This window comes from Micromonospora sp. NPDC005298 (assembly GCF_040607375.1).
Taxonomy (GTDB): Bacteria; Actinomycetota; Actinomycetes; order Mycobacteriales; family Micromonosporaceae; genus Micromonospora.
Window position 1 is genome coordinate 18,213 of record NZ_JBEXGP010000025.1, and the last position, 24,587, is coordinate 42,799.

27 protein-coding genes and 2 tRNA genes are annotated in these 24,587 nt (G+C 72.7%); 11 read left to right on the forward strand and 18 right to left on the reverse strand.

Annotated features, from left to right (window positions below):
• Positions 1-79 precede the first annotated feature (79 nt).
• Positions 80-1,660, reverse strand: a complete 1,581-nt coding sequence (locus tag ABZS77_RS25480; RefSeq protein WP_354827604.1) for an MDR family MFS transporter — start codon at positions 1,658-1,660, stop codon at positions 80-82.
• Positions 1,661-1,772: 112 nt separating this feature from the next.
• On the opposite strand from ABZS77_RS25480, the gene ABZS77_RS25485 reads away from it, so the two are divergent.
• Entirely contained in the window at positions 1,773-2,384 is a 612-nt protein-coding gene (locus ABZS77_RS25485; RefSeq protein ID WP_354827608.1) for a TetR/AcrR family transcriptional regulator, read from the forward strand.
• Between the two features lie 13 nt (positions 2,385-2,397).
• Here the strand turns inward: ABZS77_RS25485 and ABZS77_RS25490 are convergent, their stop codons facing one another.
• The 7 genes from ABZS77_RS25490 to ABZS77_RS25520 all read right to left on the reverse strand — a co-directional run bounded on the left by ABZS77_RS25490 (position 2,398) and on the right by ABZS77_RS25520 (position 6,869).
• Positions 2,398-2,907 (reverse strand): GNAT family N-acetyltransferase, encoded by a 510-nt coding sequence (locus tag ABZS77_RS25490; RefSeq protein WP_354827611.1) that lies wholly within the window; start codon positions 2,905-2,907, stop codon positions 2,398-2,400.
• Positions 2,904-3,119, reverse strand: coding sequence for a biotin/lipoyl-binding carrier protein (locus ABZS77_RS25495; RefSeq protein ID WP_139582225.1), 216 nt, complete (start codon positions 3,117-3,119; stop codon positions 2,904-2,906). Before ABZS77_RS25495 ends, ABZS77_RS25490 begins: the two co-directional genes overlap by 4 nt.
• Before the next feature lie 428 nt (positions 3,120-3,547).
• Positions 3,548-3,835 (reverse strand): mycothiol system anti-sigma-R factor, encoded by a 288-nt coding sequence (rsrA, locus tag ABZS77_RS25500; RefSeq protein WP_089019138.1) that lies wholly within the window; start codon positions 3,833-3,835, stop codon positions 3,548-3,550.
• Between the two features lies 1 nt (position 3,836).
• Entirely contained in the window at positions 3,837-4,664 is an 828-nt protein-coding gene (locus ABZS77_RS25505) for a sigma-70 family RNA polymerase sigma factor (protein ID WP_354827614.1), read from the reverse strand.
• A 243-nt stretch (positions 4,665-4,907) separates the two neighbouring features.
• Entirely contained in the window at positions 4,908-5,525 is a 618-nt protein-coding gene (locus ABZS77_RS25510; RefSeq protein ID WP_354827617.1) for an alpha/beta family hydrolase, read from the reverse strand.
• Positions 5,526-5,577: 52 nt separating this feature from the next.
• On the reverse strand, positions 5,578-5,970 hold the full coding sequence (locus ABZS77_RS25515) for a WhiB family transcriptional regulator (RefSeq protein ID WP_354827620.1): 393 nt from the start codon (positions 5,968-5,970) through the stop codon (positions 5,578-5,580).
• 194 nt (positions 5,971-6,164) lie between these two features.
• On the reverse strand, positions 6,165-6,869 hold the full coding sequence (locus tag ABZS77_RS25520; RefSeq protein ID WP_354827623.1) for an SOS response-associated peptidase: 705 nt from the start codon (positions 6,867-6,869) through the stop codon (positions 6,165-6,167).
• A gap of 103 nt (positions 6,870-6,972) precedes the next feature.
• Here ABZS77_RS25520 and aroA point away from each other — a divergent pair, with 103 nt between their 5' ends.
• The 4 genes from aroA to ABZS77_RS25540 all read left to right on the forward strand — a co-directional run bounded on the left by aroA (position 6,973) and on the right by ABZS77_RS25540 (position 11,167).
• On the forward strand, positions 6,973-8,274 hold the full coding sequence (aroA, locus tag ABZS77_RS25525) for a 3-phosphoshikimate 1-carboxyvinyltransferase (protein ID WP_354827626.1): 1,302 nt from the start codon (positions 6,973-6,975) through the stop codon (positions 8,272-8,274).
• A gap of 121 nt (positions 8,275-8,395) precedes the next feature.
• Positions 8,396-9,406, forward strand: a complete 1,011-nt coding sequence (gene rsgA, locus ABZS77_RS25530; protein ID WP_354827628.1) for a ribosome small subunit-dependent GTPase A — start codon at positions 8,396-8,398, stop codon at positions 9,404-9,406.
• Positions 9,407-9,434: 28 nt separating this feature from the next.
• Positions 9,435-10,253, forward strand: a complete 819-nt coding sequence (gene hisN / locus ABZS77_RS25535) for a histidinol-phosphatase (RefSeq protein ID WP_354827631.1) — start codon at positions 9,435-9,437, stop codon at positions 10,251-10,253.
• A gap of 59 nt (positions 10,254-10,312) precedes the next feature.
• Positions 10,313-11,167 (forward strand): hypothetical protein, encoded by an 855-nt coding sequence (locus tag ABZS77_RS25540; RefSeq protein ID WP_354827744.1) that lies wholly within the window; start codon positions 10,313-10,315, stop codon positions 11,165-11,167.
• Between the two features lie 16 nt (positions 11,168-11,183).
• On the opposite strand, the gene ABZS77_RS25545 is transcribed toward ABZS77_RS25540, so the two are convergent.
• Positions 11,184-12,383 carry a glycosyltransferase gene (locus ABZS77_RS25545; protein ID WP_354827634.1) on the reverse strand — a complete coding sequence of 400 codons (1,200 nt, stop codon included), beginning with the start codon at positions 12,381-12,383 and terminating at the stop codon, positions 11,184-11,186.
• Between the two features lie 213 nt (positions 12,384-12,596).
• On the opposite strand from ABZS77_RS25545, the gene ABZS77_RS25550 reads away from it, so the two are divergent.
• From ABZS77_RS25550 to ABZS77_RS25560, 3 genes are read left to right on the forward strand one after another with little or no spacing between them, the layout of a single operon-like run.
• Positions 12,597-13,595, forward strand: coding sequence for an SDR family oxidoreductase (locus ABZS77_RS25550; protein ID WP_354827636.1), 999 nt, complete (start codon positions 12,597-12,599; stop codon positions 13,593-13,595).
• A 59-nt stretch (positions 13,596-13,654) separates the two neighbouring features.
• A complete protein-coding gene (locus ABZS77_RS25555; RefSeq protein ID WP_354827638.1) occupies positions 13,655-14,395 on the forward strand; it encodes an ATP-binding protein in 741 nt (246 codons plus the stop codon).
• A 43-nt stretch (positions 14,396-14,438) separates the two neighbouring features.
• The gene (locus ABZS77_RS25560) at positions 14,439-15,011 is read left to right on the forward strand and encodes a DUF5709 domain-containing protein (RefSeq protein ID WP_203175605.1); all 573 of its coding nucleotides are present in this window, start codon (positions 14,439-14,441) and stop codon (positions 15,009-15,011) included.
• A gap of 7 nt (positions 15,012-15,018) precedes the next feature.
• Here ABZS77_RS25560 and ABZS77_RS25565 read toward each other — a convergent pair whose 3' ends face one another.
• On the reverse strand, positions 15,019-15,687 hold the full coding sequence (locus ABZS77_RS25565; RefSeq protein ID WP_354827641.1) for a response regulator transcription factor: 669 nt from the start codon (positions 15,685-15,687) through the stop codon (positions 15,019-15,021).
• The gene (locus tag ABZS77_RS25570) at positions 15,684-16,808 is read right to left on the reverse strand and encodes a DUF5931 domain-containing protein (RefSeq protein WP_354827644.1); all 1,125 of its coding nucleotides are present in this window, start codon (positions 16,806-16,808) and stop codon (positions 15,684-15,686) included. Before ABZS77_RS25570 ends, ABZS77_RS25565 begins: the two co-directional genes overlap by 4 nt.
• A 120-nt stretch (positions 16,809-16,928) precedes the next feature.
• Here ABZS77_RS25570 and ABZS77_RS25575 point away from each other — a divergent pair, with 120 nt between their 5' ends.
• A complete protein-coding gene (locus tag ABZS77_RS25575; RefSeq protein WP_354827646.1) occupies positions 16,929-17,384 on the forward strand; it encodes an ATP-binding protein in 456 nt (151 codons plus the stop codon).
• Between the two features lie 46 nt (positions 17,385-17,430).
• Here the strand turns inward: ABZS77_RS25575 and ABZS77_RS25580 are convergent, their stop codons facing one another.
• Entirely contained in the window at positions 17,431-18,369 is a 939-nt protein-coding gene (locus ABZS77_RS25580) for a ribose-phosphate pyrophosphokinase (RefSeq protein WP_354827649.1), read from the reverse strand.
• A gap of 77 nt (positions 18,370-18,446) precedes the next feature.
• On the opposite strand from ABZS77_RS25580, the gene glpK reads away from it, so the two are divergent.
• On the forward strand, positions 18,447-19,931 hold the full coding sequence (gene glpK, locus ABZS77_RS25585; protein ID WP_354827651.1) for a glycerol kinase GlpK: 1,485 nt from the start codon (positions 18,447-18,449) through the stop codon (positions 19,929-19,931).
• 8 nt (positions 19,932-19,939) lie between these two features.
• On the opposite strand, the gene ABZS77_RS25590 is transcribed toward glpK, so the two are convergent.
• Positions 19,940-20,773: a phosphoribosylaminoimidazolesuccinocarboxamide synthase gene (locus ABZS77_RS25590; RefSeq protein WP_354827654.1), complete on the reverse strand. Its 834-nt coding sequence runs from the start codon at positions 20,771-20,773 to the stop codon at positions 19,940-19,942.
• 151 nt (positions 20,774-20,924) lie between these two features.
• Between ABZS77_RS25590 and ABZS77_RS25595 the strand changes: the two genes are divergently transcribed.
• Positions 20,925-22,247, forward strand: a complete 1,323-nt coding sequence (locus tag ABZS77_RS25595; RefSeq protein WP_354827657.1) for an extracellular solute-binding protein — start codon at positions 20,925-20,927, stop codon at positions 22,245-22,247.
• A gap of 12 nt (positions 22,248-22,259) precedes the next feature.
• Here ABZS77_RS25595 and ABZS77_RS25600 read toward each other — a convergent pair whose 3' ends face one another.
• The 5 genes from ABZS77_RS25600 to ABZS77_RS25620 all read right to left on the reverse strand — a co-directional run bounded on the left by ABZS77_RS25600 (position 22,260) and on the right by ABZS77_RS25620 (position 24,487).
• On the reverse strand, positions 22,260-22,511 hold the full coding sequence (locus ABZS77_RS25600; protein WP_354827660.1) for a hypothetical protein: 252 nt from the start codon (positions 22,509-22,511) through the stop codon (positions 22,260-22,262).
• 208 nt (positions 22,512-22,719) lie between these two features.
• Positions 22,720-22,793, reverse strand: a tRNA-Met gene (locus tag ABZS77_RS25605).
• A 125-nt stretch (positions 22,794-22,918) separates the two neighbouring features.
• Positions 22,919-22,992 (reverse strand) — tRNA-Met (locus ABZS77_RS25610).
• Between the two features lie 60 nt (positions 22,993-23,052).
• Positions 23,053-23,988 (reverse strand): hypothetical protein, encoded by a 936-nt coding sequence (locus ABZS77_RS25615; protein WP_354827663.1) that lies wholly within the window; start codon positions 23,986-23,988, stop codon positions 23,053-23,055.
• Positions 23,978-24,487, reverse strand: a complete 510-nt coding sequence (locus ABZS77_RS25620) for a SigE family RNA polymerase sigma factor (RefSeq protein WP_354827666.1) — start codon at positions 24,485-24,487, stop codon at positions 23,978-23,980. The genes ABZS77_RS25615 and ABZS77_RS25620 overlap by 11 nt, the downstream gene beginning before the upstream one ends.
• Positions 24,488-24,587: the final 100 nt, after the last annotated feature.

Below are 24,587 nucleotides of genomic sequence, written 5' to 3' on the forward strand. Positions count from 1 at the left end.
GACGCGTGCACGATCGCGGGTGAAAGGGGGCGCCGCGCCGACCCGTGCGGGTCGACGCGGCGCTCCCGGAGTTGGACGGTCAGGCCACGGGGGCCCTGCCGAGGGCGACCTCGGCCTCCTCCTCCGGGGAGGCCTGCGGTGGGGCCTCGTTCGCGGTCCGCAGCGGGATCTCCTTGATGAACCAGGCGAGCACCGGGATCGCGATGGTGAACACCACGGCCCAGAGGAAGACGTGCGAGATGGCGTCGGCGAGACCACCGAGCACCAGCCCCCGCGCCTGGGCGGGCAGGTCCTTGAGCATCTCCAGGTCCATCTCCGAGCCGGACTTGCCTCCGAGCGCACCACCGGCGGAGGAGCTGGCCAGCCGGTTGGCGAAGATTGCGCCGAACAGCGAGATGCCGAACGAGCCGCCGATCGACCGGAAGAAGGTCGCCGCGCCGCTGGCCGCGCCCAGGTCCTTCTGCTCCACGCTGTTCTGGGCGATCAGCATGGAGGTCTGCATGAGGAAGCCCATGCCGACGCCGAGCACGACCATGTAGAGCGACGACTCCAGCTTGCTGGTGTCGGTGTCGAGCATGGTCAGCAGGCCCATGCCCGTGGTCATGACCACGCCGCCGATGATCGGGTACGCCCGGTACCGGCCGTTCTTGGTGATCGCCCGGCCGATGACCAGCGAGACGACGAGCATGCCGAACATCAGCGGCAGGAGCAGCAGGCCACTGTTGGTCGCCGAGGCCCCCTGCACGGTCTGCTGGTAGAGCGGCAGGAAGTTCATCGCGCCGAACATCGCGAAGCCGAGCAGGAAGCCGATCACCGAGATCAACGCGAAGTTGCGGTTGGCGAACAGCCCCAGCGGCAGGATCGGCTCCGGAACCCGGCGCTCGACCAGGCCGAACGCCACGAGGGCGAGCACGGCCAGCACGGCCAGGCCGAGGATCTGCGGCGAGGACCAGTCGTACTGGCTGCCGCCCCAGGTGGTGATCAGCACGATCGCGGTGATGCCGACCGAGAGCAGCCCGGCGCCGAGCCAGTCGATCCGGTGTTCGGTGCGGTACTTCGGCAGGTGCATCGTGGTGATCAGCACGAGCAGCGCGACACCGCCCAGCGGCAGGTTCACGTAGAACGCCCACCGCCAGGAGAGGTGGTCGGTGATGAAGCCGCCGACCAGCGGGCCGGCCACCATGGCGATGGCCATGATGCCGGCGATCATGCCCTGGTAACGCCCACGCTCGCGCGGCGGAACCAGGTCGCCGATGATCGCCATCACGCCGACCATGAGACCGCCGGCGCCGAGGCCCTGCACCGCCCGGAAGGCGATGAGCTGGACCATGCCGTCCTGCGGGCCGCCGAACATCCCCGATCCGGCCATGCCGCACAGCGCGGAGCCGACCAGGAAGATGACCACCGAGGTCAGGAAGACCGACTTGCGGCCGTAGAGGTCGCCGAGCTTGCCCCAGATCGGGGTGGAGACGGTGGTGCCCAGGACGTACGCGGTGACCACCCAGGTGAAGTGGTCGAGGCCGCCGAACTCGCCGACGATCCGCGGCAGCGCGGTGCTGACGATCATGTTGTCGAGCATCGCGAGCATCATCGCGATCATCAGCCCGAACAGCACGACCCGTACGTTGGGTCGTGCGCCGGCCTGGGTTGCCTGAGTCATGGGTAAGCTCCCCCCGAGGATTGCCGCACTTACTTGCCGCCCGGCTAGTCACCTTACTAGCCGCACGGTAAGTTCAATAGCAAGAACCGGTCAAGCACATTGGAGGTCGTGGGTGAGGGAGAGCACAGGCGGGACGCGAGAGCGCATCAAGGCCGTCGCGCTCGAGCTCTTCACCGAGCAGGGGTACGAGAAGACCTCGCTCCGGGAGATCGCCGAACGGCTCAACGTCACCAAGGCCGCCCTCTACTACCACTTCAAGAGCAAGGACGACATCGTCGCCAGCTTCGTCGAGGACCGGCTGAAGCAGATGGACGACCTGACCGCCTGGGGCGAGTCACAGCCGCCCACCCTCGCCACCCGACGCGAGCTGATCTCCCGCTACGCCGACACGATGTTCGGCGGCGACATGCCCTCGGTGATGCGCTTCTTCGAGCAGAACCAGACCGTGCTCAAGAGCCTCTCCTCCGGCCAGCAGATGCGCGGCCGGATGATGCAGCTCGCCAACGCCCTCTGCCGGGGCGACGACTCCCCCGCCGCCCAACTGCGCGCCGTCCTGTCGCTGTTCGCCGTACACACCAGCTGGTTCGCCGTACGCGCACCGAACCTGACCGACGCGGACCGCCGCCTACTCGCGTTGGACGTCGCCGACGAGCTGCTGGCCGCGATCGGCGGGGAGCCCGACGGGACAGCGGCCACCGCCAGCCCGGGCGGCACGCAGAGCTGACCGGCCGGGCCGGTCAGCCGCGGGGCAGCTCCAACCGCAGGCCGAGCAGATCCACGCCCGTGAACGGCGACCAGTCCTTCTCGGCGAACCTGACGAAGCCGAAGCGCTCGTAGAGACGGTGCGCCGAGGCGGCCATCCCGGCCCGGACACAGATCACCACGGCCACGCAGTCCAGCTCGGTCGCGCGGTCCACGCAGGCCCGGACCAGCGCCGCGCCGACGCCACGCCCCTGGGTGGCCGGGTCGACCGCGAGCATCCGGAACTCCGCCTCGCCCGGCCCGGACAGCTCCGCGAACGGGGTGCCCGGCAGCACGAACGTGACCGAGCCCAGCACCGCGCCGGTCGCCTCGTCCACCGCGACGAGCACCTCGCCACTGGTGGCCCGGGTCGACACGTCGGCCAGCACCACCCCGTACCCGTCCTCGTCCTTGAGCTGACCGTCCGCCTCGTACGCGGCCACGGTCAGCCGGGCCACCGCCGGGAAGTCGGCCGGCTCGGCCCGCCGGACCAGCAGGCCGGTCAACCGATCACCGCAATGAGGTCGCCGTCCTGCACGACGTCACCCTCGTTGACGGCGAGCTGCTGGACCACGCCGTCGGACTCGGCGATGACCGGGATCTCCATCTTCATCGACTCGAGGATCACCAGGGTGTCACCCTCGGACACGGTGTCACCGGTCGACGCGACGACCTTCCAGACGTTCGCCACCATCTCGGCGCGGATCTCCTCGGCCATGTCCGGGCCCTCCCTTTGTGCGATGTGCCTGCCGACGTATCCAATCATGCGACGGTGGGACGCGGGTGCGGAGTGGTACGGCCCGGTCGCCGGCCCGCCCTGGGGAAGGTCACGCGCGCCCACCGCCGTACCATCAGCGGGTCGGACCCGACGCCGGGCGGCCGGAGGGTGCACGGGCGCCGAGGTTGTGCGCACGAGGGGATCCGACCCATCACGAGGAGGTCAGCATGGCGAAGAAGTCCCGCAAGAAGAAGGCCCGTAAGAAGAGCGCCGCGAACCACGGCAAGCGTCCCAACTCCTGATTCGGCGCGGCGGGCCGCACGGCCCGTCACCGATCAGCCCGAACCCGGCGGACACCGGGTACGCCGGTGGCCCGGGTCGACATCGACCCGGGCCACCGGTTTTCGTCCGTCAGACTGGTGCGACGCTCAGTCAGCCAGCTCGCGGGAGTCACTGGTCTCGAAGACCACCAGCTCGGTGAGCTTGACCCGCAACCGCTCGCGCAGCTCGTCCGGCGCGGTCTCGTTGCCGCAGCAACGGGCGACCAGCGCGCGGACCTCCTGCTCGAGCCCGTACTCGCGCAGGCAGGGCCCGCACTCGTCGAGGTGGTGCCGGATCAGCGTGCGCCGCTCGTCGGCGCACTCCAGATCCAGGTAGAGGTAGACCTCCGCGAGCACCTCGCGGCAGTCCGTCTCGTGCGGCTCCCCACAGCTCACGTCACACCTCCCGGCCGGCAGCGGCAGCGGTCGAGCCCTTGGACGACCGCGCGGCGCTGAAGCCCCGCTCCGAGGCGTAGCGCTCGAGCAGCTTCCGCAGATTACGACGGCCACGGTGCAGACGCGACATCACGGTGCCGATCGGCGTGCCCATGATGTCCGCGACCTCCTTGTACGAGAAGCCCTCGACGTCGGTCAGGTAGACGGCCAGGCGGAACTCCTCCGGCAACTGCTGGAGGGCCTCCTTCACGTCGCTGTCCGGCAGCCGGTCGAGCGCCTCGGTCTCCGCCGAGCGCAGACCGCTGGAGGTGTGCGACTCGGCCTCGGCGAGCTGCCAGTCGGTGATCTCCTCGGTGGGCGCCTGGATGGGCTGGCGCTGCCGCTTGCGGTAGGAGTTGATGTAGGTGTTGGTCAGGATCCGGTAGAGCCAGGCCTTCAGGTTCGTGCCCTGCTCGAACTGGTGGAAGGCGGCGTACGCCTTCAGGTACGTCTCCTGGACCAGGTCCTCGGCATCCGCCGGGTTGCGTGTCATCCGCAGCCCAGCGGCGTAGAGCTGATCGACGAATGGCATCGCGTCCCGCTCGAAACGGGCCCTGCGCTCGTCCGTCTTCTCGGTGGTCAACCGCACATCCCCTCGGGTCGGATGCTTTCCCGCCGAGGATACGCGCACAGACCTGACCACAGATTCACTTCCGGCTGGTGTGCCCGTGCTCACCGCTCCCACCCCGCCCGGTTCCACCGTCGCGGGCCAGTCCGGAGCGTCCAGCAGCCGCTTCAGCTGCCGGGCGTCCCGTTCGTCCCGTTCCCGGATCCGTGTCTCGGTCGGCACCGGTCACCCCCCTCACAAAAGTCGTCCGGGGGTAGTAACGCGAGATGGCGGGTGGGGCATTCCGGCCCGACTCTCCCCGTTCCTGGTCCCGGCCCCGACGGGCGGCCGGCGCTGGGACCAGGAAGGGCCTGGGAGGGTTGGCGCCTCCCGTCCGAATCGGTCCGGCGGCACCATCGGATGCAACGACCCGCGCCCGGCACCGGACACGGTTCTCCCGCCCGCCGGCGGTGGCACCGGGCCGGTTCAGTGGGCCGTCCAGCCCCGGCTGCGCAGCCAGTCCCGCACCACGTCCGCCGTGCCGGCCGGATCCCGCCGAAGGTCGTGCGTCTCCCCCGGTCGGGTCACCACGTGCACGGACGGCCCCGGCTGCGGCACCCCGAACGGGTCCCGGTCGCCGTTGACCACGAGCGTCGGCAGGCCGGTGACCAGTTCGGCGGCCCGGGAGCGTTCCGGCCGACCGGGCGGATGCAGCGGGAACGCCAGCGCGACGACACCGGCCGCGCCCACCGCGTGGGCCGTCCGGCAGGCCACCCGGGCGCCACTGGATCGGCCACCGACCACCAGCACCCGAGTGTCCGGGTGCCGGTCCCGGACGGCGGCGAGCACCGCCGTCCAGGCCTCGTCGAGGTGACCGGCGGGCGCCGGCGCACGGCGGCCGGCGACCCGGTAGGGCTGGGTCACCCGGACCACCGCCACGCCGACGGAGACCACCGCGTCGCGGACCGCGAGCAGGTCGGGCGCGTCCACGCTGCCGCCCGCACCGTGCCCGAGCACCAGTAGCGCGGCGGCCGGCCCGGCCGGCAGGTCGGTGTCGATCCGCGCCGGGCCGCGCGGGGTGTCTATCGGTTCGCTGAGCGGCACCGGCCCATTCTGCGCCGCTGTGCCGGCGGCCGTGCGTCGACCGGGCCGATGGTCAGCTCAGCGGCACCAGGGTGAGCAGCCGGTCGCGTACCGGTGGGCCGGCGTCGTCGACGGCGGCCGGGTCCGGTGCGACCTCGTCCCGCCACGCGACGAGCATCGCCCGCCGCTCGCGGGGTGTGGTGCCTCCCCACACGCCGTGGCAGTCACCGACCTCCAGCGCCCAGGCCAGACAGGACCCCTGCACGTCGCATGTACGGCACAGTGCGACGGCGGCGTCCGCCGGTTCGTTCGGCGCCGGAAAGAACGTCTCCGGATCGACGCTCTGGCAGGTGCCTCTGGTTCGCCACGCGTCGTCCTGTCGGCGTTCGCGCAAGGCTCGCAACAGTCTCGGATCTCGCCGCGCCGCTGCCACCTCGTGCGGGCGGGGCATACGTGCCCGTGTCATCCACCCACCTCCCCCGTGGGACCGGCAAGATCGGTGGATATCGTCCGCCCCGTGCGAATCGGCACCCACTACCGGCGCTGTGTTCTATCGCACTTGTGCGCGCCGGGACAAGGGGCTGCCGCGAACATGACTGAACGGTGGGGAGACGAATCGCGCGCAAACCTGCCAAATCGGCGCCCGACGATGCCTGAATGTCAGAACAACGTCAGCTCCTGCGGCGCCGGCCCCACCGGCACCCGGGCGGTCAACTGCGGACCGTCGTTACGGACGTCTCCGACCGCCGGACCCACCGGACGGATCTCCAGACCGGCCAGCCAGTCCGCCGACGGCGATGTGAGCAACCGGTCCGGCTCGTCCGTCGGCGCCAACCACGACGACCAGCGCTCCGCGGGCAGCAGCACCGGCATCCGCTCGTGCACCTCGGCCAGCTCACCGAGCGCCGCCGTCGTCAGCACACTGAAGGTGAGCCGGCTGCCCGTGCCGGACTCCCAGACCGACCAGATGCCGGCCAGCGCGAGCACCGACCCGTCGGCGGGCGTCATGAAGTACGCCTGCCGGCCACCGTCGGGGAGCCGGACCCACTCGTACCAGCCGTCGGCCGGGACCAGGCAGCGCCGACGCGCGAACGCCCCGGCGTACGCCCGGCTGGTGGCCACCGTCTCCGCCCGCGCGTTGATCATGCGGGCCGCCCCGGCCGCCGACCGGGACCAGTGCGGCAGGAAACCCCAGCGGCCCACGCACAGGCTGCGGTGCCCCTCCGCGGTGAGCCGCACCACCGGCACCGGGTCGGTGGGCGCGACGTTGTGATCCGGCCCGACCCCGCCGTCGGTGTCGTCGGACGACTCGAACAGCGCGCTCAGCTCGCCGGAACTCCGGGTCGTCGCGTACCTGCCACACATGGCACACACGCTAGTGCGTCCGGTGCCCGTTCGGCTGTCCCGCCAACCGGGAGTACGAACGCCGGTTTACGCCGTCCACCAGCCGACACGGCAGAATGTGACCGTGGGGATTCTGACCGCGACCCGGCCGCCACAGCCGTGGACCGCACCGACCGCGTCCGACCCGGTGGTGGCGACGCTGCGCCTGCCCGGCTCCAAGTCGATGACCGCGCGCGCCCTGGTGCTCAGTGCCCTCGCCTCCGGCCCGTCGACGCTGGTCGGGCCGCTGCGCGCCCGCGACACCGAGTTGATGGCCGCCGGGCTGCGCGCGATGGGCGCGCACGTGTCGATCAGTGACGACGAACGCTGGCTGGTCCGGCCGCACCCGCTGGTCGGCCCCGCCCACGTCGACGTGGGGCTGGCCGGCACGGTGATGCGGTTCGTGCCGCCCGTGGCGGGGCTGGCCGACGGGCAGGTCACCTTCGACGGCGACCCGTACGTCCGCACCCGGCCCCTCGGCCCGCTGATCGCCGCGCTGCGTTCGCTGGGCGTCCGGATCGACGTCACCGGCACCGGCAGCCTGCCGCTGACCGTGGTCGGTGCCGGCCGGATCACCGGCGGCGAGGTGGTGATCGACGCGTCCGCCTCCAGCCAGCTGGTCTCCGGGCTGCTGCTGGCCGCCCCGCGCTTCGACCGGGGTGTCGTGGTACGCCACGTCGGCCCGCCGGTGCCGTCCGCGCCACACCTGCGGATGACCGTGCAGATGCTGCGGGCCGCCGGCGCGGCGGTCGACGACACCACCCCCGACCTGTGGACCGTCGAGCCCGGCCCGCTCACCGGCCGCTGCTGGGAGATCGAACCGGACCTCTCCGGCGCGGTGCCGTTCTTCGCCGCCGCCCTGGTCACCGGCGGCGAGGTGACCCTTCCGGGCTGGCCGCACAGCAGCGCGCAGCCGGTCGAGCGGCTCCGCTCGCTGCTGCAACGCATGGGCGGCGAGGTCACCCTCTCCACCGACGGTCTCACCGTGCGGGGCACCGGCGTCGTGCACGGCCTGACCGCCGACCTGTCCGACGTCAGCGAGCTGACCCCGGCCCTGACCGCGCTCGCCATGCTTGCCGACTCGCCGTCGGTCTTCACCGGCGTCGGGCACATCCGGGGTCACGAGACCGACCGGCTGACCGCGCTGGCGCGGGAGTTCGCCGCGATCGGCGCCGACATCACCGAGGCGCCCGACGGGTTGGAGATCCGGCCCCGGCCGCTGCGTGGCGGCGTGTTCCACACGTACCACGACCACCGGATGGCGCACGCCGCCGCGGTGGCCGGGCTCGCCGTGCCCGGCATCGAGGTGGACGACGTGGGGTGTACCTCCAAGACCATGCCCGAGTTCCCGGCACTATGGTCAGCGATGGTGACCGGCAAGAGCTGACGCGAGAAGGGGACAGGTCCTGGCGACCAGACGGCGGGAGTACGACGAGGACGACGTACGGGTCCGACCCGGAAAGTCGTCGCGCCCGCGTACGCGCACCCGCCCGCAGCACGCCGACGCCGTGGACGGCTTCGTCATCGCCGTCGACCGGGGGCGCTACCAGTGTGTGCTGTCCGGGGCCGAGCGCGGCGTGGTCGGCGCCGACCTGCCCACGATCACCGCCATGCGGGCGCGTGAACTGGGCCGCAAGTCGGTGGTGGTGGGTGACCGGGTCAGCCTGGTCGGGGACACGTCAGGCGCGGAGGGCGCCCTCGCCCGGATCGTCCGGATCGCCGAGCGCCGCTCGGTGCTGCGCCGCACCGCCGACGACGACGACACCACCGCCGAGGGCCGGCTGGAACGCGTGGTCGTGGCCAACGCCGACCAGTTGGTGATCGTCAGTGCGTTGGCCGACCCGCCGCCGCGCACCGGGTTCATCGACCGCTGCCTGGTCGCCGCGTACGACGCGGACGTCGAGCCACTGCTCTGCCTCACCAAGGCCGACCTGGCCGGGCCGGAGGAGGTGCTCGGCTACTACACCGAGCTGGAGCTGCCGTACGTGCTGAACCGCCCCGACTCCGACCTCGACGCGCTCCGCGCGCTGCTGAGCGGCAAGGTGTCGGTGCTGGTGGGGCACTCCGGGGTGGGCAAGTCGACGCTGGTCAACCGCCTCGTCCCGGACGCGCTGCGCGCGGTGGGCGTGGTCAGCGCGATCGGCCGGGGCCGACACACCTCGACCAGCGCGGTGGCGCTGCGGCTGCCACCGGTGCCGGGCGTCGACACCGACCCGGGCTGGATCATCGACACTCCGGGGATCCGCAGTTTCGGGCTGGCCCACGTCTCGGCCGACAGCCTGCTGCACGGCTTCCCCGACCTGGTCGAGGGCACCGTCGACTGCCCGCCGAACTGTCCGCACACGGCCGACGAGGCCGACTGCGGGCTGGACGCCTGGGTGGCCGCTGGCAGGGCCGACCCGCGTCGGCTGGCGTCGTACCGCCGGTTGCTCGCCTCCCGTGCCGGCGACGGCGACGCGCGCGGCGAGAGCGACCAGCGCGGCCCCGGCGAGGGTGACCGGCGCGGGCCCGACGAGTGACCCGCCGGGCGTCGGCTAGGTTGCCGGCATGACCGGGTACGCCGACGACCTCGCCCTCGCCCATCTGCTCGCCGACCGGGCCGACGCCATCGCCACGGCCCGTTTCCGGGCACTCGACCTGCGCGTCGAGGCGAAACCTGACCTGACCCCGGTCTCCGACGCGGACACCGCCGTGGAGCGGGAGATCCGCGCGCTGCTGGCCGAGCACCGGCCGGCCGACGGGCTGCTCGGTGAGGAGTACGGCGCACAACCGGCCAGCGGGCCGGGTGACCGCCGGTGGATCGTCGACCCGATCGACGGCACCAAGAACTTCGTGCGGGGCGTGCCGGTGTGGGCCACCCTCATCGCGCTGTACGACGGGGAGCGCCCGGCGGTCGGTGTGGTGTCCGCGCCGGCGCTGGGCCGACGCTGGTGGGCGAGCGCGGGCGGGGGCGCGTACGCCGGTCCGGGGCCGGGCGCTGGCGTGCGGATCGGCGTGTCGGCGGTACGTCGGATCGCCGACGCCAGCGTCTGCTACTCGTCGCTGACCGGATGGGAGAGCGCCGGCCGGCTGGACGCGATGCTCGATCTGATGCGGGCCAGTTGGCGCAGCCGCGCGTACGGCGACTTCTACGGCTACATGCTGTTGGCCGAGGGCGCACTCGACGTGATGGTCGAGCCGGAACTGTCGCTGTGGGACGTGGCGGCGCTGGTGCCGATCATCACCGAGGCGGGTGGCACGGTCACGGATCTGCACGGTCGACCGTCGCCGACCGGTGCGCCGGGCACCGAGAGCAGCGTGGTGGCCACCAACGGTTCCCTGCACGCCGACATCCTCGCCCGGCTGGATCGACCAGCCGAGCGCTGACCCCCGGCAACCTCTATCCTCGCCAGGTGGTCTCCTCCGGCTGGTGCTTCCTCGCGGCGATGATCGTCGCGTACGGCTTCGCCAACCTGCTCCAGTCGGTGGCCGCGGCCCGTACGACCGTGCACCACACCTTCGATCCGGGCCTGCTGCTGCGGCTGGCCGGGCACCGGACGTACCTGGTCGGGCTGACCTGCCAGATCGGCGGTTTCGTGCTCGCCTTCCTGGCCCGGCGGGACCTGCCGCTGTTCCTGGTGCAGGCCAGCGTGGCCGCCGGGCTCGGGGTGACCGCGATCCTCGGCGTGGTGGTGTTGAAGTGGCGGTTGCCGGTTGCCGAGGTGGCGTTGCTGGCGCTGCTCTTCGCCGGGATCACCGCCCTGGTGCTGTCCGCCCGACCGGCGCCGTCGAAGCAGCTCGGGACGGCCGGTTCGGTGGCGCTGCTGGTGGCGCTGGGCGTCATCGCGGTGCTCGGCGTCTTCGCCGTCCGGTTGCACGGGGCACCGGGGTCGGTGGCGCTCGGTTCGCTGGCCGGGCTGGCCTTCTCGGCGGCGGCGGTGGCGGCCCGTCCGCTGGCCTCCGCGCCGTCCGCCGAGGCGTTCCTCGCCGACCCGCTGCTCTACCTGCTGATCGTCCACTCGATCGTCGGGCAGTTGCTGCTCGGGCTGGCCATGCAGCGGGGCTCGACGACCGCCGCGGTCGCCGCGATGGACGCGGCCGGGGCCGTGCCGGCGGCGATCGTCGGTCTGCTGCTGCTCAACGACAAGATCTGGCCCGGGCGGGAGTGGCTGGCCGCGGCGGGTTTTCTGGTCACCCTTGCCGCGGTGATCGGGCTGACCCGGTACGCGCAGCCCCAGCAGCACCGCGCGGCGCCGCGCCGCCGGGACCCGGCAATGGTTGGCGCCGGCCGGCCTGTCTGACCGGCGCCCGTCCGCGTCACGCCTCGACCGGCTTGCGCCGGCTCACCACCCGCTCGTAGAGGCGCTCCAACGCGCCGGCCGTCCGATCCCAGGTGTAGCTGCTGCGGACCCGGTCCACCGCCGCGTGACCGTACGCGAAACGGCCGGCGTTGTCGGACAGCAGCCGCCGCAGCGAGACCCCGAGCGTCCGCACGTCGCCGGGCGGCACCAGTCGACCGGTGACCTCGTCGACGACGGCGTCCGCGAGGCCGCCCATCGCGTAGCCGACCACCGGCACCCCGCAGGCCATCGCCTCCAGCGACACCCGGCCCGCCGAGGAGTAGTGCGGCGTGCAGGCCACCACGTCCGCCGACCGGTACCAGGTGGCCATCTGGTCGTGCGGCACCGCGCCCACCAGGCGTACCTGGTCGGCCACGCCCACCTGCTCGGCCAGCTCCCGCAGTCGGCGCGCCTCGGCGTGGTTGGCCAACGCCTCGGCGGGCGGACCGCCGGCGATCACCAGCTCGGCGGCGCCGACCAGCCGCATCGCCCGGATCAGGTCCTCCTGGCCGTGGCCCGGGGAGAGCCCGCCGACGGAGAGGATCCGCGAACGCTGCTCGCGCGGCGCGGCCTCACCGTCGGGGTGGAACTGTCGGGTGTCCACTCCGGCCGGCACCATCGCCACCGAGCTGCGTTGCAGACCCATCCGGGTCAGCTCGTCCACCTCGTCGTTGCACTGGGCGACCGCGATGTCCACCGCCCGGGTCAGCGCGCGTTCCAGGGGGATGCGCTCCCCCGGGCCGTCGTACCGGCCGCCCAGGTGGCGCAACTGCTCGACCCCGAGTGAGTGGAAGGTCTGCACCACCGGGATGTCGGTCTCCCGGACGGCGTTCGCGGCGGCCAGGCCGCCGACCCAGTAGTGCCCGTGCACCACCTCGGGTCGCCAGGCGCCCGTCCACTCGTCGGTCAGCCAGCGGCCGAATTCCATGACGTGCGGGATCAGCTCGGCGGTGGGCAGCGGGGTGGCTGGCCCCGCGGACACCCGGTGCACCTGGTAGCCGTCGATGTCCGTGACCACCGGCAGCCCGGGGTCGTCCCGACGCTCGTAGATCCGGACGTCGTGGCCTCGGCCGGCCAGCTCGGCGGCAACCCGCGCGATGTGCTGTTGGGTACCGACCGGCGGGCCGTCGGCGTGCCGGTACGAGCTGGTGTGCGCGCAGACGAGGCCGACGCGCATGGGTCACCTCCCTGCGTTCTTTACCTCGGCGGTGGTCCTCCCGGTCAGAGCGTCCCATTAACCGAACGGCCGGGAGTCGAAACCTGGCAGATCGGGAACAGTCCGCGCAGGTGCCGCCGACGCTTGCGCCGCGACAAGCATGTCGACAGGGCATCGCATGATCAGGTGCCGGCCGGTGGTATGAGCAGGCCCGACCGGGGGTACCGCTGAGAAATGCCGCTCACCCGCAGTCTCGACGAATCGATCGTGGTGATCACCGGCGCGTCCAGCGGAATCGGCACGGCCACCGCGTACGCGCTGGCCCGCCGGGGCGTCGCCGTCGTCCTGGCCGCCCGCAGTGAACCAGCGCTGCGGCAGGTGGCCATACGCTGCCAGGAGCTGGGCGGCCGGGCGCTCGTCGTACCGACCGACGTGACCGACCTGGAGTCGGTACGGCAGATGGCGGACCGGGCGGCGGCCGAGTTCGGGCGGATCGACGCCTGGGTGAACAACGCCGCGGTGAGCGCGGTGGGCCTGTTCGACGAGATCCCGATCGCCGAGTTCCGCCGCGTGCTGGAGGTCAACCTCCTCGGCGCGGTGCACGGCATCAAGGCCGCGCTTCCGTACCTGGGGGCGGCCGGCGGCGGTGTCCTCGTCAACAACGCGTCGGTGCTGGCCGAGGTGGCGATGCCGTACCAGTCGGCGTACAACGCCACCAAGCACGGCATCCGGGGGCTCGCCGACACGGTCCGGCAGGAGCTACGGGTCACCGGGCGGGGTCAGATCTCCGTCTGCACGGTTCTGCCCGCCACCATCGACACCCCGTTCTTCCGGCACGCGGCCAACCACACCGGCCGCGAACTGGCGCCACCTCCGCCGGTGTACCCGCCGGAGGTCGTCGCCGAGACGATCGTCCGGCTGCTGCGCCGGCCCCGCCGCGAGGCGTACGCGGGTGGCGCGGCCCGGCTCATCGGCCTGCAGTGGCGGCTGGTGCCCGCCCTGGTCGAACGCACCCTCGCCTGGTACGCCCACCGCACCCAGTTCGGCCCGGGCGCGCGGATGGACGGCAGCGGCAACGTGTTCCACGCCGACGCCGAGGCGCGCCGGGACGGCGGCTGGCACGGCCGGCGTCGCCAGTTGGTGCGGATGACCGCCGCGTTCGGCCTGGCCGCCGCGGGCACCGCGGTCGGCACGATGGCGGCCATCAACCGCCGGTCCCGGTTGGTCCGCTGATGTCGGGCGTCGACCGACCGGATGCGGCACTCGTCACCGGCGCGCACAATGGGGCGATCATGCCGACCGCTGCGCGTTGCCTCGTCGAGATCGACGAGTCGTCGGCGGTGGTCCGGTTGACCGGTGTGCTCGACGGTGGCGCGGTGGCAACGGTCCGCGCGGCGCTGCTCACCCGGTTCGCTGACCGTCCCGGCCCGGTGGTGGTCGACCTGACCGGAGTGCGGATCGCCGATCCGGCCGCCCGGGAGGTCTTCGCCGAGGTGCGCCGGGAGGTCGCCGACTGGCCGGCCGCCGACCTGCTGCTCTGCGATCCCACGGTCGCCGGTCCCGACCGGCCGGACGCCGCGCCGGCGGGTGTCCCGGCCTGGCCCACCCTGGACGGCGCGCTGGCGGCGCTCGCGGCGACACCGTTGGCGGCGGTGCTCACCGCCGACCTGGACCCGGCGGTGGGAGCGGCCCGGGAGGCCCGCGAGCTGGTCACCACCGGCTGCGAGCGCTGGGGCATGCCGACCCTCGTCGACCCGGCGTGCATCGCGGTCACCGAGATGGTCAACAACGTGGTGGCGCACGCCCGGACCGCGATGACGGTACGGCTGGCCCCGCACGACAGCACCCTGCACCTGGCGGTCCGTGACCACTCCCCGCGGCGGCCGACGTTCGCCGGGCTGTCCCCGCCGGACCGGGTGGGCGGCCGGGGTCTGCTGCTGATCGACACGGTGGCCCGCCGGTGGGGCAGCAGCGCCATACCGGACGGCAAGGTCGTCTGGTGTGTGCTGCACCCCGACGACGAGGCCGGCTGACCTGCCCCGGTTACGGCGGGAGGGCAGCGGGTAGTGATCAGACATGCGCGACAACGAGTACCCGACCCCCGTGTCCGACACCGAGTCCCAGGGGCTGCCGGACACCGCCGATGACGACTCGACCGCCAACGACGACGTCCTCACCGGGCGCGAGGCGGACGGCCCGGACCCGGCCCAGCTACCCGGTGACCGGACGCCGGTCGCGGTGGACCGGTTCGGGACCACCGCCGAGGAGCAGCTCGACGGCGAGTCGTTGGACTACAAGCTCGACCGGGAGGTCTACGAGCGGCCGGCGGACGACCCGCTGGCCGGGACGATCGACCCGAAGATCGCCTTCGAGGCGGACAATCTGGAAGCCGCGGCGGAGGCCCAGCTCGACGCCGACGTGATGGACCCGGGGCCCACCTCCGACCCGAACTCGCCGGTCTCCCTCTACGACCACGGTCAGCTCGGCACGGTGGCCGACGCGACGGTGGGCCGGCTCGTCGAACCGGACGAGGGGGCGCACACCGACCAGGAGACCGACTCGGTGGCGTACGACGCCGGCTCGGCCGGTGGCGGGGCGAGCGCCGAGGAGCTGGCGATCCACGAGACGGAGCCGCCGCGCTCGGTGTGAGGCCGGGTCAGTCGTCCAGTCCGCGTTCGATGGCGTACCGGGTCAGCTCGACCCGGTTGTGCAGTTGCAGCTTGCCCAGCGTGTTCTGCACGTGGTTCTGCACGGTGCGGTGCGAGAGCCCGAGCCGCTGGGCGATCTGCTTGTACGACATCCCCTTCGCCACCAGTCGCAGCACCTCGGTCTCCCGGTCGGTGAGCCGGGGTGCGCCCGGTTCGGCCGTACCGTCGCCGGGCTCGGCCACCGGCCCGGCGGCCAGCCGGCGGTACTCGCCGAGGACGAGCCCGGCCAGGCCGGGGGTGAAGACCGGGTCGCCGGCCGCGGTGCGGCGGACGGCGTCGAGGAACTCGGCCGGCGCGGTCGACTTCACCAGGTAACCGGTGGCTCCCGCCTTGACCGCGTCCAGCACGCTCTGATGTTCGCCGCTGGCGCTGAGCATGAGCACCCGCACGTCGGGCAGCGCCGCGCGCAGCCCGAGGATCACCTCGACCCCGGAGATGTCCGGCAGTTGCAGGTCGAGGACGACCACGTCGGGGCGGGCGGCGGCGGCCACCCGGACCGCCTGCCGCCCCTCGCCGCTTGTCGCCACCACCAGGAAGCCGGCCTCGGTCAGGTCGCGGGCCACCCCCTCGCGCCACATCGGATGGTCGTCGACGACCATCACCCGCACCTGCGTCATCGCCGCGCCCTCGGCACGGTCAGTTCGATCTCGGTGCCGGCCTCCGGCGCCGAGATGATCCGGACCGTCCCGCCCAGGTCGGTGACCCGCCCCCGGATCGACTGGCTCACGCCGAGCCGGCCCTGTTCGGCGGCCTCGGTCAGCCGGCCGTCCGGGATGCCCGGCCCCTCGTCCCGGATCGACACGGTCACCGTCGTCCCCTCGTCCTCGATCAGCACCCAGGCCCGCCCACCGGCGTGGCGTCCGACATTGTCCAGGGCCGCTCCGGTCGCCGCCGCCAGCTCCCCGGCCACCTGGCGGGGCAGCGACACCGGCGTGGCGGGGGCCGAGAGCGACACCGCCGACGAGGCGTACCGCCCGAGCAGGCTCCGCAGGTCCACCGCGTCGCTGTCCGATCCGCCGGGGGTGGCGGCGCCCGCGATGAGCGCGCGCAGCGCGGCTTCCTGCTCGCCGGCGAGCCGGGCCAGCTCGCCGGCCTCGCCGGGCAGGGCCGCGCCGCGTCGCTGCACCAGCGCCAGCACCTGGAGCACCGAGTCGTGGATGTCCCGGGCCAGCCGCTCCCGCTCGCGGGTGGCCGCCTCCAGCTCGACCGCGCGTTGCAGCCGCTCCTCGGCGGCCACCGCCAGCCGGGCCACATGCCCGACCACCACACCGGCGAGCAGCATCAGGATCACGCCGGTGAACGAGGACTGGCCGATCCGTTCCCTGGTCGCCAGGTCCGCGCCGGCGACGACCAGCGCCGCCACCGTGCCGCGCCGCCGGCCGCCGGAGACGGCCCAGGCCAGCACCGGGCCGGCCATCCAGGCCACCCCCAGGGTGGGTACGCCGTGTGCGAGCGCCGTCCGGCCGACCACCCACGGGGTGGAGAGCACGATGGCGACCACCACCGCGAGGTCGGCCAGCAGCAGTGGCCAGCGCCGCCAGGCCGGGCGGGCGTAGCCGACTGCGGTCGCGGTGGTCCAGGCGATCATGAGCAGGACCAGGGCGCCGGCGGCGTACGGGTGGGCGTAGCGGTCGGCGTCGCGTACCGAGAGCACGCAGACGTACCCGAGGGACGCCACCCGGAACACCGCGAGGGCACGCCAGAGCGGCACCTCGAAACCACCCGGCGGTGACGACATGGCGGTCAGGATGCCATAGCGGGGCCGGGCGCGCGGCAGCCGGCGAGTGCGGTTCGGGAAACCCTGACGTACGGTGGAAATGCCGCGAAATACTCCGAGATTCGCCGTCGGGACGGGCCCATGACGAACGCAGATCCGCACGCACCGCGTACGGTTGTGCCCATCGAACCCGCCGTCCTTATCGCCGAGGCCTTCGACCAGGCCCAGGTGACCGAGATTCGACACTCGGTCACCTCCTGCGCACACGCCTGCGGGCTGACCGGCCAACGCCTTGACGACTTCGTGCTGGCGATCAACGAACTGATCACCAACGCGGTGCGGCACGGCGGCGGGCGGGGCTGGCTGCGGCTCTGGCAGGAGCCGGGGGCACTGGTCTGCGAGGTCGCCGACCACGGGCAGGGGATCAGCCCGCAACGGCTGGGCGACCGCAGCCGGCCGGCCCCGGACACCGCCGGCGGCTGGGGCCTCTGGCTGGCCCGTGAGCTGACCGACGCCATGGAGGTCGCCACCGGCACCGCGGGCACGACGGTCCGCATCATGGCCGGCCTCACCAACCACGACCGCACCTCGCGCTGACCGACCGCCACCCCCCGCCCGCTGACGGGCGAGGGGCGAGGGCGGGTCAGGCGAACAGCGCCGAGACGGACTCCCCGTTGTGTATCCGCCGCATGGCCTCGGCCAGCGCGGGAGCGACCGAGAGCACCTGGAGCTTCGGCACCCGCTTGTCGGCGGCGATGGGAACCGTGTTGGTGCAGACGATCTCCAGTACGCCGTCCTGGTCGCTGAGCCGGTGCAGGGCGTCGCCGGAGAAGAGGCCGTGCGTACAGGCCAGCCGGATCGAGCGGACCTTCAGACCGCGCAGGTGCTCCATCAGCTCGACCACCGTGCTGCCCTTGGCGATCTCGTCGTCCAGAACGATGACGTCCCGGTCGGCCACCTCGCCGATCACCGCACTGATCTTGACGAGATCGTCGCTGAACCGCTGTTTCGCCCCGGCCGCCACAGGCGTGCCCAGCAACCGGGCGAAGGCGGCGGCCTCCTTGGCGTTGCCCAGGTCGGGCGAGACCACCACGGTGTCGCTCAGGTCGTAGCGGCGGAAGTGGGTGGCCAGCTCCCGCAGCGCGTGCAGGTGGTCCACCGGGACGCTGAAGAAGCCGTGCACCTGCGGCGAGTGCAGGGTCATCGCGAGAACCCGGTCCGCGCCGGCCGAGGTGAGCAGGTCGGCGACGAGCCGGGCGCCGATCGAGATCCGGGGTGCGTCCTTCTTGTCCGAGCGGGCGTACGCGTAGTGCGGCAGCACCACGGTGATCCGGCCCGCGGAGGCGCCCCGGGCAGCGTCGATCATGAGCAGCAGCTCGACCAGGTTCTCCTGCACCGGCGGCACCAGCGGCTGGATCAGGAACACGTCCCGCTCCCGGCAGTTGGCCTGCAACTGGACTTCCAGGCAGTCGTTCGCGAACCGGGAGACCCGCACCGGATGCAGCGGTACCCCCAGATGGGCGCAGATCTCGGCGGCGAGGTCGGGATGGGCGGTTCCACTGAAAACGGCGATGTCACGCACGTTCGCACATCGTAGGCGACGCGTCGGCCGACGTGACGGCGGTCGCACCGCACCGCCGGTCCGGGTACGGTGCTGCGGTGACCCCCGAGTACGTCGCCGCCATCGACCAGGGCACCACCTCATCGCGGTGCATCGTGTTCGACTCCGCCGGGGACATCGTCGCCGTGGCCCAACGGGAACACCGGCAGATCTTCCCCCGCCCCGGTTGGGTGGAGCACGACGCCGAGGAGATCTGGGACAACGTCCAGCAGGTGGTCTCCGAGGCGCTGCGGGCCGCCGGCACCGACGCGGCCCGGCTCGCCGCCGTGGGCATCACCAACCAGCGGGAGACCACTGTCGTCTGGGACCGGGCCACCGGCCGCCCGGTGGCCAACGCCATCGTCTGGCAGGACACCCGCACCGGGCCGCTGCTGCGCGAGCTGGCCTCGACGTACGGCGAGGAGCGGTTCCGGGCCCGCACCGGCCTGCCGATGGCCACCTACTTCGCCGGGCCGAAGCTGCGCTGGCTGCTCGACGAGATCGACGGCCTGCGGGAGCGCGCCGAACGCGGCGAGGTGCTGTTCGGCACCATGGACAGCTGGCTGATCTGGAAGCTGACCGGCGCGCACGTCACCGACGTGACGAACGCCAGCCGGACCATGCTGATGGACCTCACGACCCTCGACTGGGACCCGGAACTGCTGGACGCGATGGGCGTACCGGCGGCGATGCTCCCGGAGATCCGCTGCTCCGCCGAGGTGTACGGCACGGCCAACGGCGTGCTCGCCGGGGTGCCGGTGGCCAGCGCGCTCGGCGACCAGCAGGCCGCCCTGTTCGGGCAGACCTGCTTCCAGCCGGGTGAGGCGAAGTGCACCTACGGCACCGGCAGCTTCCTGCTGCTCAACACCGGCGCCACCCCGGTCCCCTCGACGCACGGCCTGCTCACCACGGTCGCCTACCAGATCAAGGGCCAACCCCCGGCGTACGCCCTGGAGGGCGCCATCGCCGTCACCGGCTCGCTGGTGCAGTGGCTGCGGGACAACCTCGGGTTGATCTCCTCCGCGGCCGAGGTGGAGGCCCTGGCCCGCACCGTGGACGACAACGGCGGCTGCTACGTGGTGCCGGCGTTCTCCGGGCTGTTCGCCCCGCACTGGCGCAGCGACGCGCGCGGCGTCATCGCCGGCCTGACCGGCTACATCACCAAGGGGCATCTGGCGCGGGCGGTGCTGGAGGCGTCGGCGTGGCAGACCCGCGAGGTGGTCGACGCCATGGACGCCGACTCCGACGTGGCGCTGCGCCGACTCCGGGTCGACGGCGGGATGACCGCGAACGTCCTGCTCATGCAGTTCCTCGCCGACGTGCTCGACGTACCGGTCATCCGCTCCCGGATCACCGAGACCACCTGCCTCGGCGCGGCGTACGCGGCCGGCCTGGCGGTCGGCTTCTGGCCCGACCTGGCCACCCTGCGCGCGAAGTGGCGCTCGGACGCGCAGTGGACGCCAGCCATGGCCCCGGAGCTACGCGAGCAGGAGCTCCGCCAGTGGCGCAAGGCCGTACAGCGGACCCTCGACTGGGTGGACTGAGGGCGGGGTCACTCCCAGCGGTTGCCGGTGAGCTTCTCGTACACCTCGACGTAGCGGGCGCGGGTCGCCTGGACCACCTCGTCCGGCACGTCCGGGGCCGGGGGCTGCTTGTCCCAGCCGCTGCCGGTGGCCCAGTCCCGCACGTACTGCTTGTCGTAGGAGAACTGCACCCGGCCCGGCTGGTACGACTCGGCCGGCCAGAACCGCGACGAGTCGGAGGTGAGCAGCTCGTCGGCGAGGACCAGGGTGCCGTCCGGCGCCCAGCCCAGCTCGATCTTGGTGTCGGCGATGAGGATGCCCCGGTCGGCGGCCAGCTCGGCGCCGCGCCGGTAGATGTCGATGGTGATCTCCCGCAGCCGCTCGGCGGTGTCCTGACCGACCTTCGCCACCACGTCCTCGAACGTGATCGGCTCGTCGTGCTCGCCCATCGGCGCCTTGCTCGACGGCGTGAAGATCGGCTCGGGCAGGATCGACGCCTCGTCGAGCCCTCGGGGCAGAGTCACGCCGGACACCGCGCCGGTGCGCTCGTACTCCCGCAGGCCGCCGCCGGTGAGGTAGCCCCGGGCGACGCACTCGACCGGGACCATCTCCAGCCGCTGGCAGCGGATGGCCCGCCCGGCGAACTCGGCGGGCACGTCGGTGGCGGAGATGACGTGGTTCGGCACCAGGTCGGCGAGCTGCTCGAACCACCAGAGCGAGAGCGCGGTGAGCAGGCGACCCTTGTCCGGGATCGGCGTCGGCAGCGCCACGTCGTAGATCGAGATGCGGTCCGAGGCGACCAGGATCAGGTCGTCGCCGTCGGCGTAGACGTCCCGAACCTTGCCCGAGTGCAGAAGTTCCACGCGCCCTAGTACACCACGCGGCATCGGGGAGGCTGATTCGACCACCCGCGCCGGGGTCGACGCCCGGGGTGACCGGACGGACGTTGACACCCTCCTGCGCCGCCTGCGTGAATGGTCCGACCGCCGCCCACGCAGGTGCCAGGAGACCCCCGTGCCCGTTGTTCGACCCCCGCTCGGCGCCGACCCGGGCCGACGCCGCCTGCTCGCCGCGCTGGCCGGCGCTCCCCTGCTGGCGTCCGGCGGGCTGGCCGGGTGCAGCGACGGCGCCACCACGTCCAGCCAGGACGGGCCGGTCGAGCTGTCGGTCTTCTGGTGGGGCGGCGCGAGGCGGGCGGAACTCACCGAGAAGGCGCTGCGGCTCTACTCGGCGCGCAACCCCCGGGTCACCTTCCGGGTCACCTGGCAGGGCGCCGACGGCTACTACGAGCGGCTGGCCACCCAGGCGGCCGGCGGCAACGTGCCCGACCTGATCCAGATCGACGACTCGGTGCTGACCGAGTACACCCAGCGCCAGATCATCCTCGACCTCACCGACCGCGTCGCCGACCACCGGGTGGACCTGAGTGGCCTGCCGGAGGGCCTGATCCGCTACGGCACGGTGGACGGCCGGACGACCGCCGTCGCCGCTGGGCAGACCCTGGCGGCGGTGGTCTTCAACCGGGACCTGCTGCGGGAGTTGCGGGTGCCGGAGCCGCGCGCGGCGATGAGCTGGCCCGAGTACATCTCCTGGGCGGCGCAGGTCACCGAGGCGGGTGACGGCCGGGTGGCCGGCACCATGGACGCGTCCGGCGACTACCGGGCGCTCTGGCTGTGGCTGCGCTCCCAGGGCGGCGAGTTCTACCGGGGGCGGCAGTTGGGCTTCGGCGCGGACGAGCTGATCAGCTGGTTCGAACTCTGGCAGCGGGCCCGCACCGACCGGGCGACGCCCGGCGCGGCGCTGATCGAGCAGGCCGACAGCGGCGAGCTGGCCCGGCAACTGGTCGTCACCGGACTGACCGCCGCGTCCTTCGCCTGGTCGCACCAGCTGCCGGAGCTGCAACGACTCACCGGGGCCGAGTTGGGCGTGGTCGGCTTCCCCGGCCCGCCGGGAGCGCAGTGGGCGAGAGCGTCGATGTACTGGACGGCGTTCCGGGGCACCCGCCACCCGGACACCGTCGCCGACGTCATCAACTTCCTGACCACGAACGGCGAGGCCGGCACCGTCCTCGGCCACGAGCGTGGCCTGAACCCCAGCCTCGCCGTCCGCCGCTACGCCGACGGCAGCATCACCGACCCCGCCCAGCGGCGGGCCGCCACGTTCGGCGCCAGCCTCGCCGACCAGCTCGGGCCGGCGCCGGCGCCCCCGCCCAAGGGACACGCCCGGGTACGCACCCTGCTGGTCACCGCCGCCGAACGCATCCGCGTCAAGCGTGACGGCACCCGCGAGGCCACCGCGCGTTTCCTGTCCCAGGCCATCGCGGCACTCGCCGACTGAGCACCGGGCCGGTCAGCGCGGCGGGCCACCCCGGCGGTTGCGCGTCAGGCGCAGCACCAGGAACACGATCAACCCCACCACCACCAGGCAGCAGAGCAGTCCGAGGAATCCGAAGCCGCCGCCGCGGGACCGCCGCCGGGCCGCCTCCACCACCAGCTCGCCGGTGCCCGTGGACGCCCAGGCCGCGACGGGCACGAAGACCGCCAGCACGACCGTACCGAGGACCGCGCTGAGCCGGCCCCACCACCTACCGAATGAAGACATGTGCCCATCCTCGCCGAAGGGCGCAACCTCGGCACGTCGGTCGCTGCCGAATTCACGGGACCGGGCGGGCCACGACGCGGTGACGGTGACTCACAGTGGACGTCGAGCGCGCGCCGGCGTACCCCTGATCGTCACCGCTGACGGCGGGACCGGGCGGAAAGCGGAAAAGCCCGCCCCCGGCGAACCGGAGACGGGCTTTTCGTTCTCGTAGCGGGGACAGGATTTGAACCTGCGACCTCTGGGTTATGAGCCCAGCGAGCTACCGAGCTGCTCCACCCCGCGTCGACTGGTTAACCCTAACCCATCCCTTTCGACGATGATCGGGCGGGGTCGACCCGGCCGGACGTCGAATTCCGGAATGTCGAAAGCCCGCCTCCGGCGAACCGGAGACGGGCTTTTCGTTCTCGTAGCGGGGACAGGATTTGAACCTGCGACCTCTGGGTTATGAGCCCAGCGAGCTACCGAGCTGCTCCACCCCGCGTCGGTTCGCTAACCGTAGCGCACCGACCCGGGACACCGCAAAGCGACTCCGATTCCGCTCTCAGTCGAGCCAGTTCTCGATCGCCGTCACCGCCCGGCGGCTGTCGGCGTCGACCTGCGCGCGCTGGGCCGTGGTGTACTCCCAACCCTGCTCCCAGAGCACCGTCACCACGTCGCCGATCCGGACGGCCCGGACCAGCCGCACCTCGTCCGCTCCCGGCTCGCCCATCCCGTCCGGGTACGGAGACCGCATCTCGAACAGCACCGACTCGTCCCCGTACTCCCCCGAGGTCAACAGCCGCTGCCGCCACGTCCGGGCGTCGTCGGACAGTTTCTGGGTGGGACAGTCGCGTACGGCCTGCCGCAGCTCGCGCAGCGCGTCGTCGGCGCGGCCGGTGCGGTAGATGGTGATGGTGTGCCGGTAGCTGCCGTCCGGCACACTCCCCGCCGGCGCCTGCGGCGTCTTGTAGGCCAGGAACCGGCCGCGCCGCTGGACCACGGCCGAGTCGCTGGGATAGCGGGCCCCGCAGAGCGCCGGCAACATCGCCGACTTCGCCCACGATTCCATGTCTCTGTCGTTGGCCGGGGCCAGCGTGAAGAAGGCTCGATCGGGGATCGAGGTGGGCTGCCGGGGCGCCGCCGCGCCGGTCGCCGAGGCGGGCGGCCCGCCGCCCGACGGGCTGTTCGCCGCAGTCGGCGACTCTGCCGACGGCAGGGTCGAGGAAACGGACGGCGACGGCCGGGGAGTCGAGGGGGTCGGCAGCGGCCCGGGGGTGTCCGCGGGCGGGGGCAACGGCGCGGACCCGTCCGCCGGGAACGCGAGCCGTCCACCGACGGCCACCCCGCCGAGCAGCACCGCCACCGCGACCGCCGTGCCGGCGATCCGGAGCCGCGCCCGCCGGTCGGCACGCCGCCGGACCAGCTCGGGGCGGGCCACCTGCACGCCGTCGGCGTCGACGGTGAGCGACCGGTACAGGTCGGAGATTTCAGCTGACATCGTTCGCCTCCAGCGCCTCGACGGAGAGGTCGGGTAGCAGCGCGGCCAGTCGGGACCGCCCCCGGGACAGCCAGGACTTGACGGTGCCGACCGGGACGCCGGTCTCCCGGGCGATCTCCTCCACCGACATGTCGAAGAGGTAGTGCAGGGCCAACGCCTGCCGGTGGGTGGCCGGCAGCTGGCGCAGCGCGCGAACCAGGAGCACGCCGTCCTCGCTCGGCGGCGGAGCGTCCGGCTGCGGCCCGGTACGGCTCAGCACCGAGCGCCAGCGGTGCAGACGCCGCCAGCGGTCGGTCGCCAGCCGGGCCACCACGAGACGCAGCCACGCCTCCGGCGCCGGATGCTCCGACAGTCGCCCCCACTGCCGCCAGGCCCGGGTGAAGGCCTCCTGCACCAGGTCCTGCGCCTCGGTGTGGTCACCGGCCACCGCGTAGGCGTACCGCATCGTCCGCCGGGCCGTGCTGCGGTAGAACTCGTCGAAGCTCTGCGCGTCCCTCACGACTGGTCCCCCTCGTCCGCGCCCCGTCGCAAGGAGGACGGCGGGCCGTTGCCGCAGGTTGCGGGCCCGCCGCCGCTGTCGGGGACGCGACAGGCGAGGA

Coding starts and splice junctions, on each gene's coding strand:
- ABZS77_RS25480 (WP_354827604.1), bottom strand. CDS start 1,660: ATGACTCAGGCAACCCAGGCCGGCGCACGACCCAACGTACGGGTCGTG.
- ABZS77_RS25495 (WP_139582225.1), bottom strand. CDS start 3,119: ATGGCCGAGGAGATCCGCGCCGAGATGGTGGCGAACGTCTGGAAGGTC.
- ABZS77_RS25515 (WP_354827620.1), bottom strand. CDS start 5,970: ATGACACGGGCACGTATGCCCCGCCCGCACGAGGTGGCAGCGGCGCGG.
- ABZS77_RS25520 (WP_354827623.1), bottom strand. CDS start 6,869: ATGTGTGGCAGGTACGCGACGACCCGGAGTTCCGGCGAGCTGAGCGCG.
- hisN (WP_354827631.1), top strand. CDS start 9,435: ATGACCGGGTACGCCGACGACCTCGCCCTCGCCCATCTGCTCGCCGAC.
- ABZS77_RS25540 (WP_354827744.1), top strand. CDS start 10,313: ATGATCGTCGCGTACGGCTTCGCCAACCTGCTCCAGTCGGTGGCCGCG.
- ABZS77_RS25545 (WP_354827634.1), bottom strand. CDS start 12,383: ATGCGCGTCGGCCTCGTCTGCGCGCACACCAGCTCGTACCGGCACGCC.
- ABZS77_RS25550 (WP_354827636.1), top strand. CDS start 12,597: ATGCCGCTCACCCGCAGTCTCGACGAATCGATCGTGGTGATCACCGGC.
- ABZS77_RS25555 (WP_354827638.1), top strand. CDS start 13,655: ATGCCGACCGCTGCGCGTTGCCTCGTCGAGATCGACGAGTCGTCGGCG.
- ABZS77_RS25560 (WP_203175605.1), top strand. CDS start 14,439: ATGCGCGACAACGAGTACCCGACCCCCGTGTCCGACACCGAGTCCCAG.
- ABZS77_RS25565 (WP_354827641.1), bottom strand. CDS start 15,687: ATGACGCAGGTGCGGGTGATGGTCGTCGACGACCATCCGATGTGGCGC.
- ABZS77_RS25570 (WP_354827644.1), bottom strand. CDS start 16,808: ATGTCGTCACCGCCGGGTGGTTTCGAGGTGCCGCTCTGGCGTGCCCTC.
- ABZS77_RS25575 (WP_354827646.1), top strand. CDS start 16,929: ATGACGAACGCAGATCCGCACGCACCGCGTACGGTTGTGCCCATCGAA.
- ABZS77_RS25600 (WP_354827660.1), bottom strand. CDS start 22,511: ATGTCTTCATTCGGTAGGTGGTGGGGCCGGCTCAGCGCGGTCCTCGGT.
- ABZS77_RS25615 (WP_354827663.1), bottom strand. CDS start 23,988: ATGTCAGCTGAAATCTCCGACCTGTACCGGTCGCTCACCGTCGACGCC.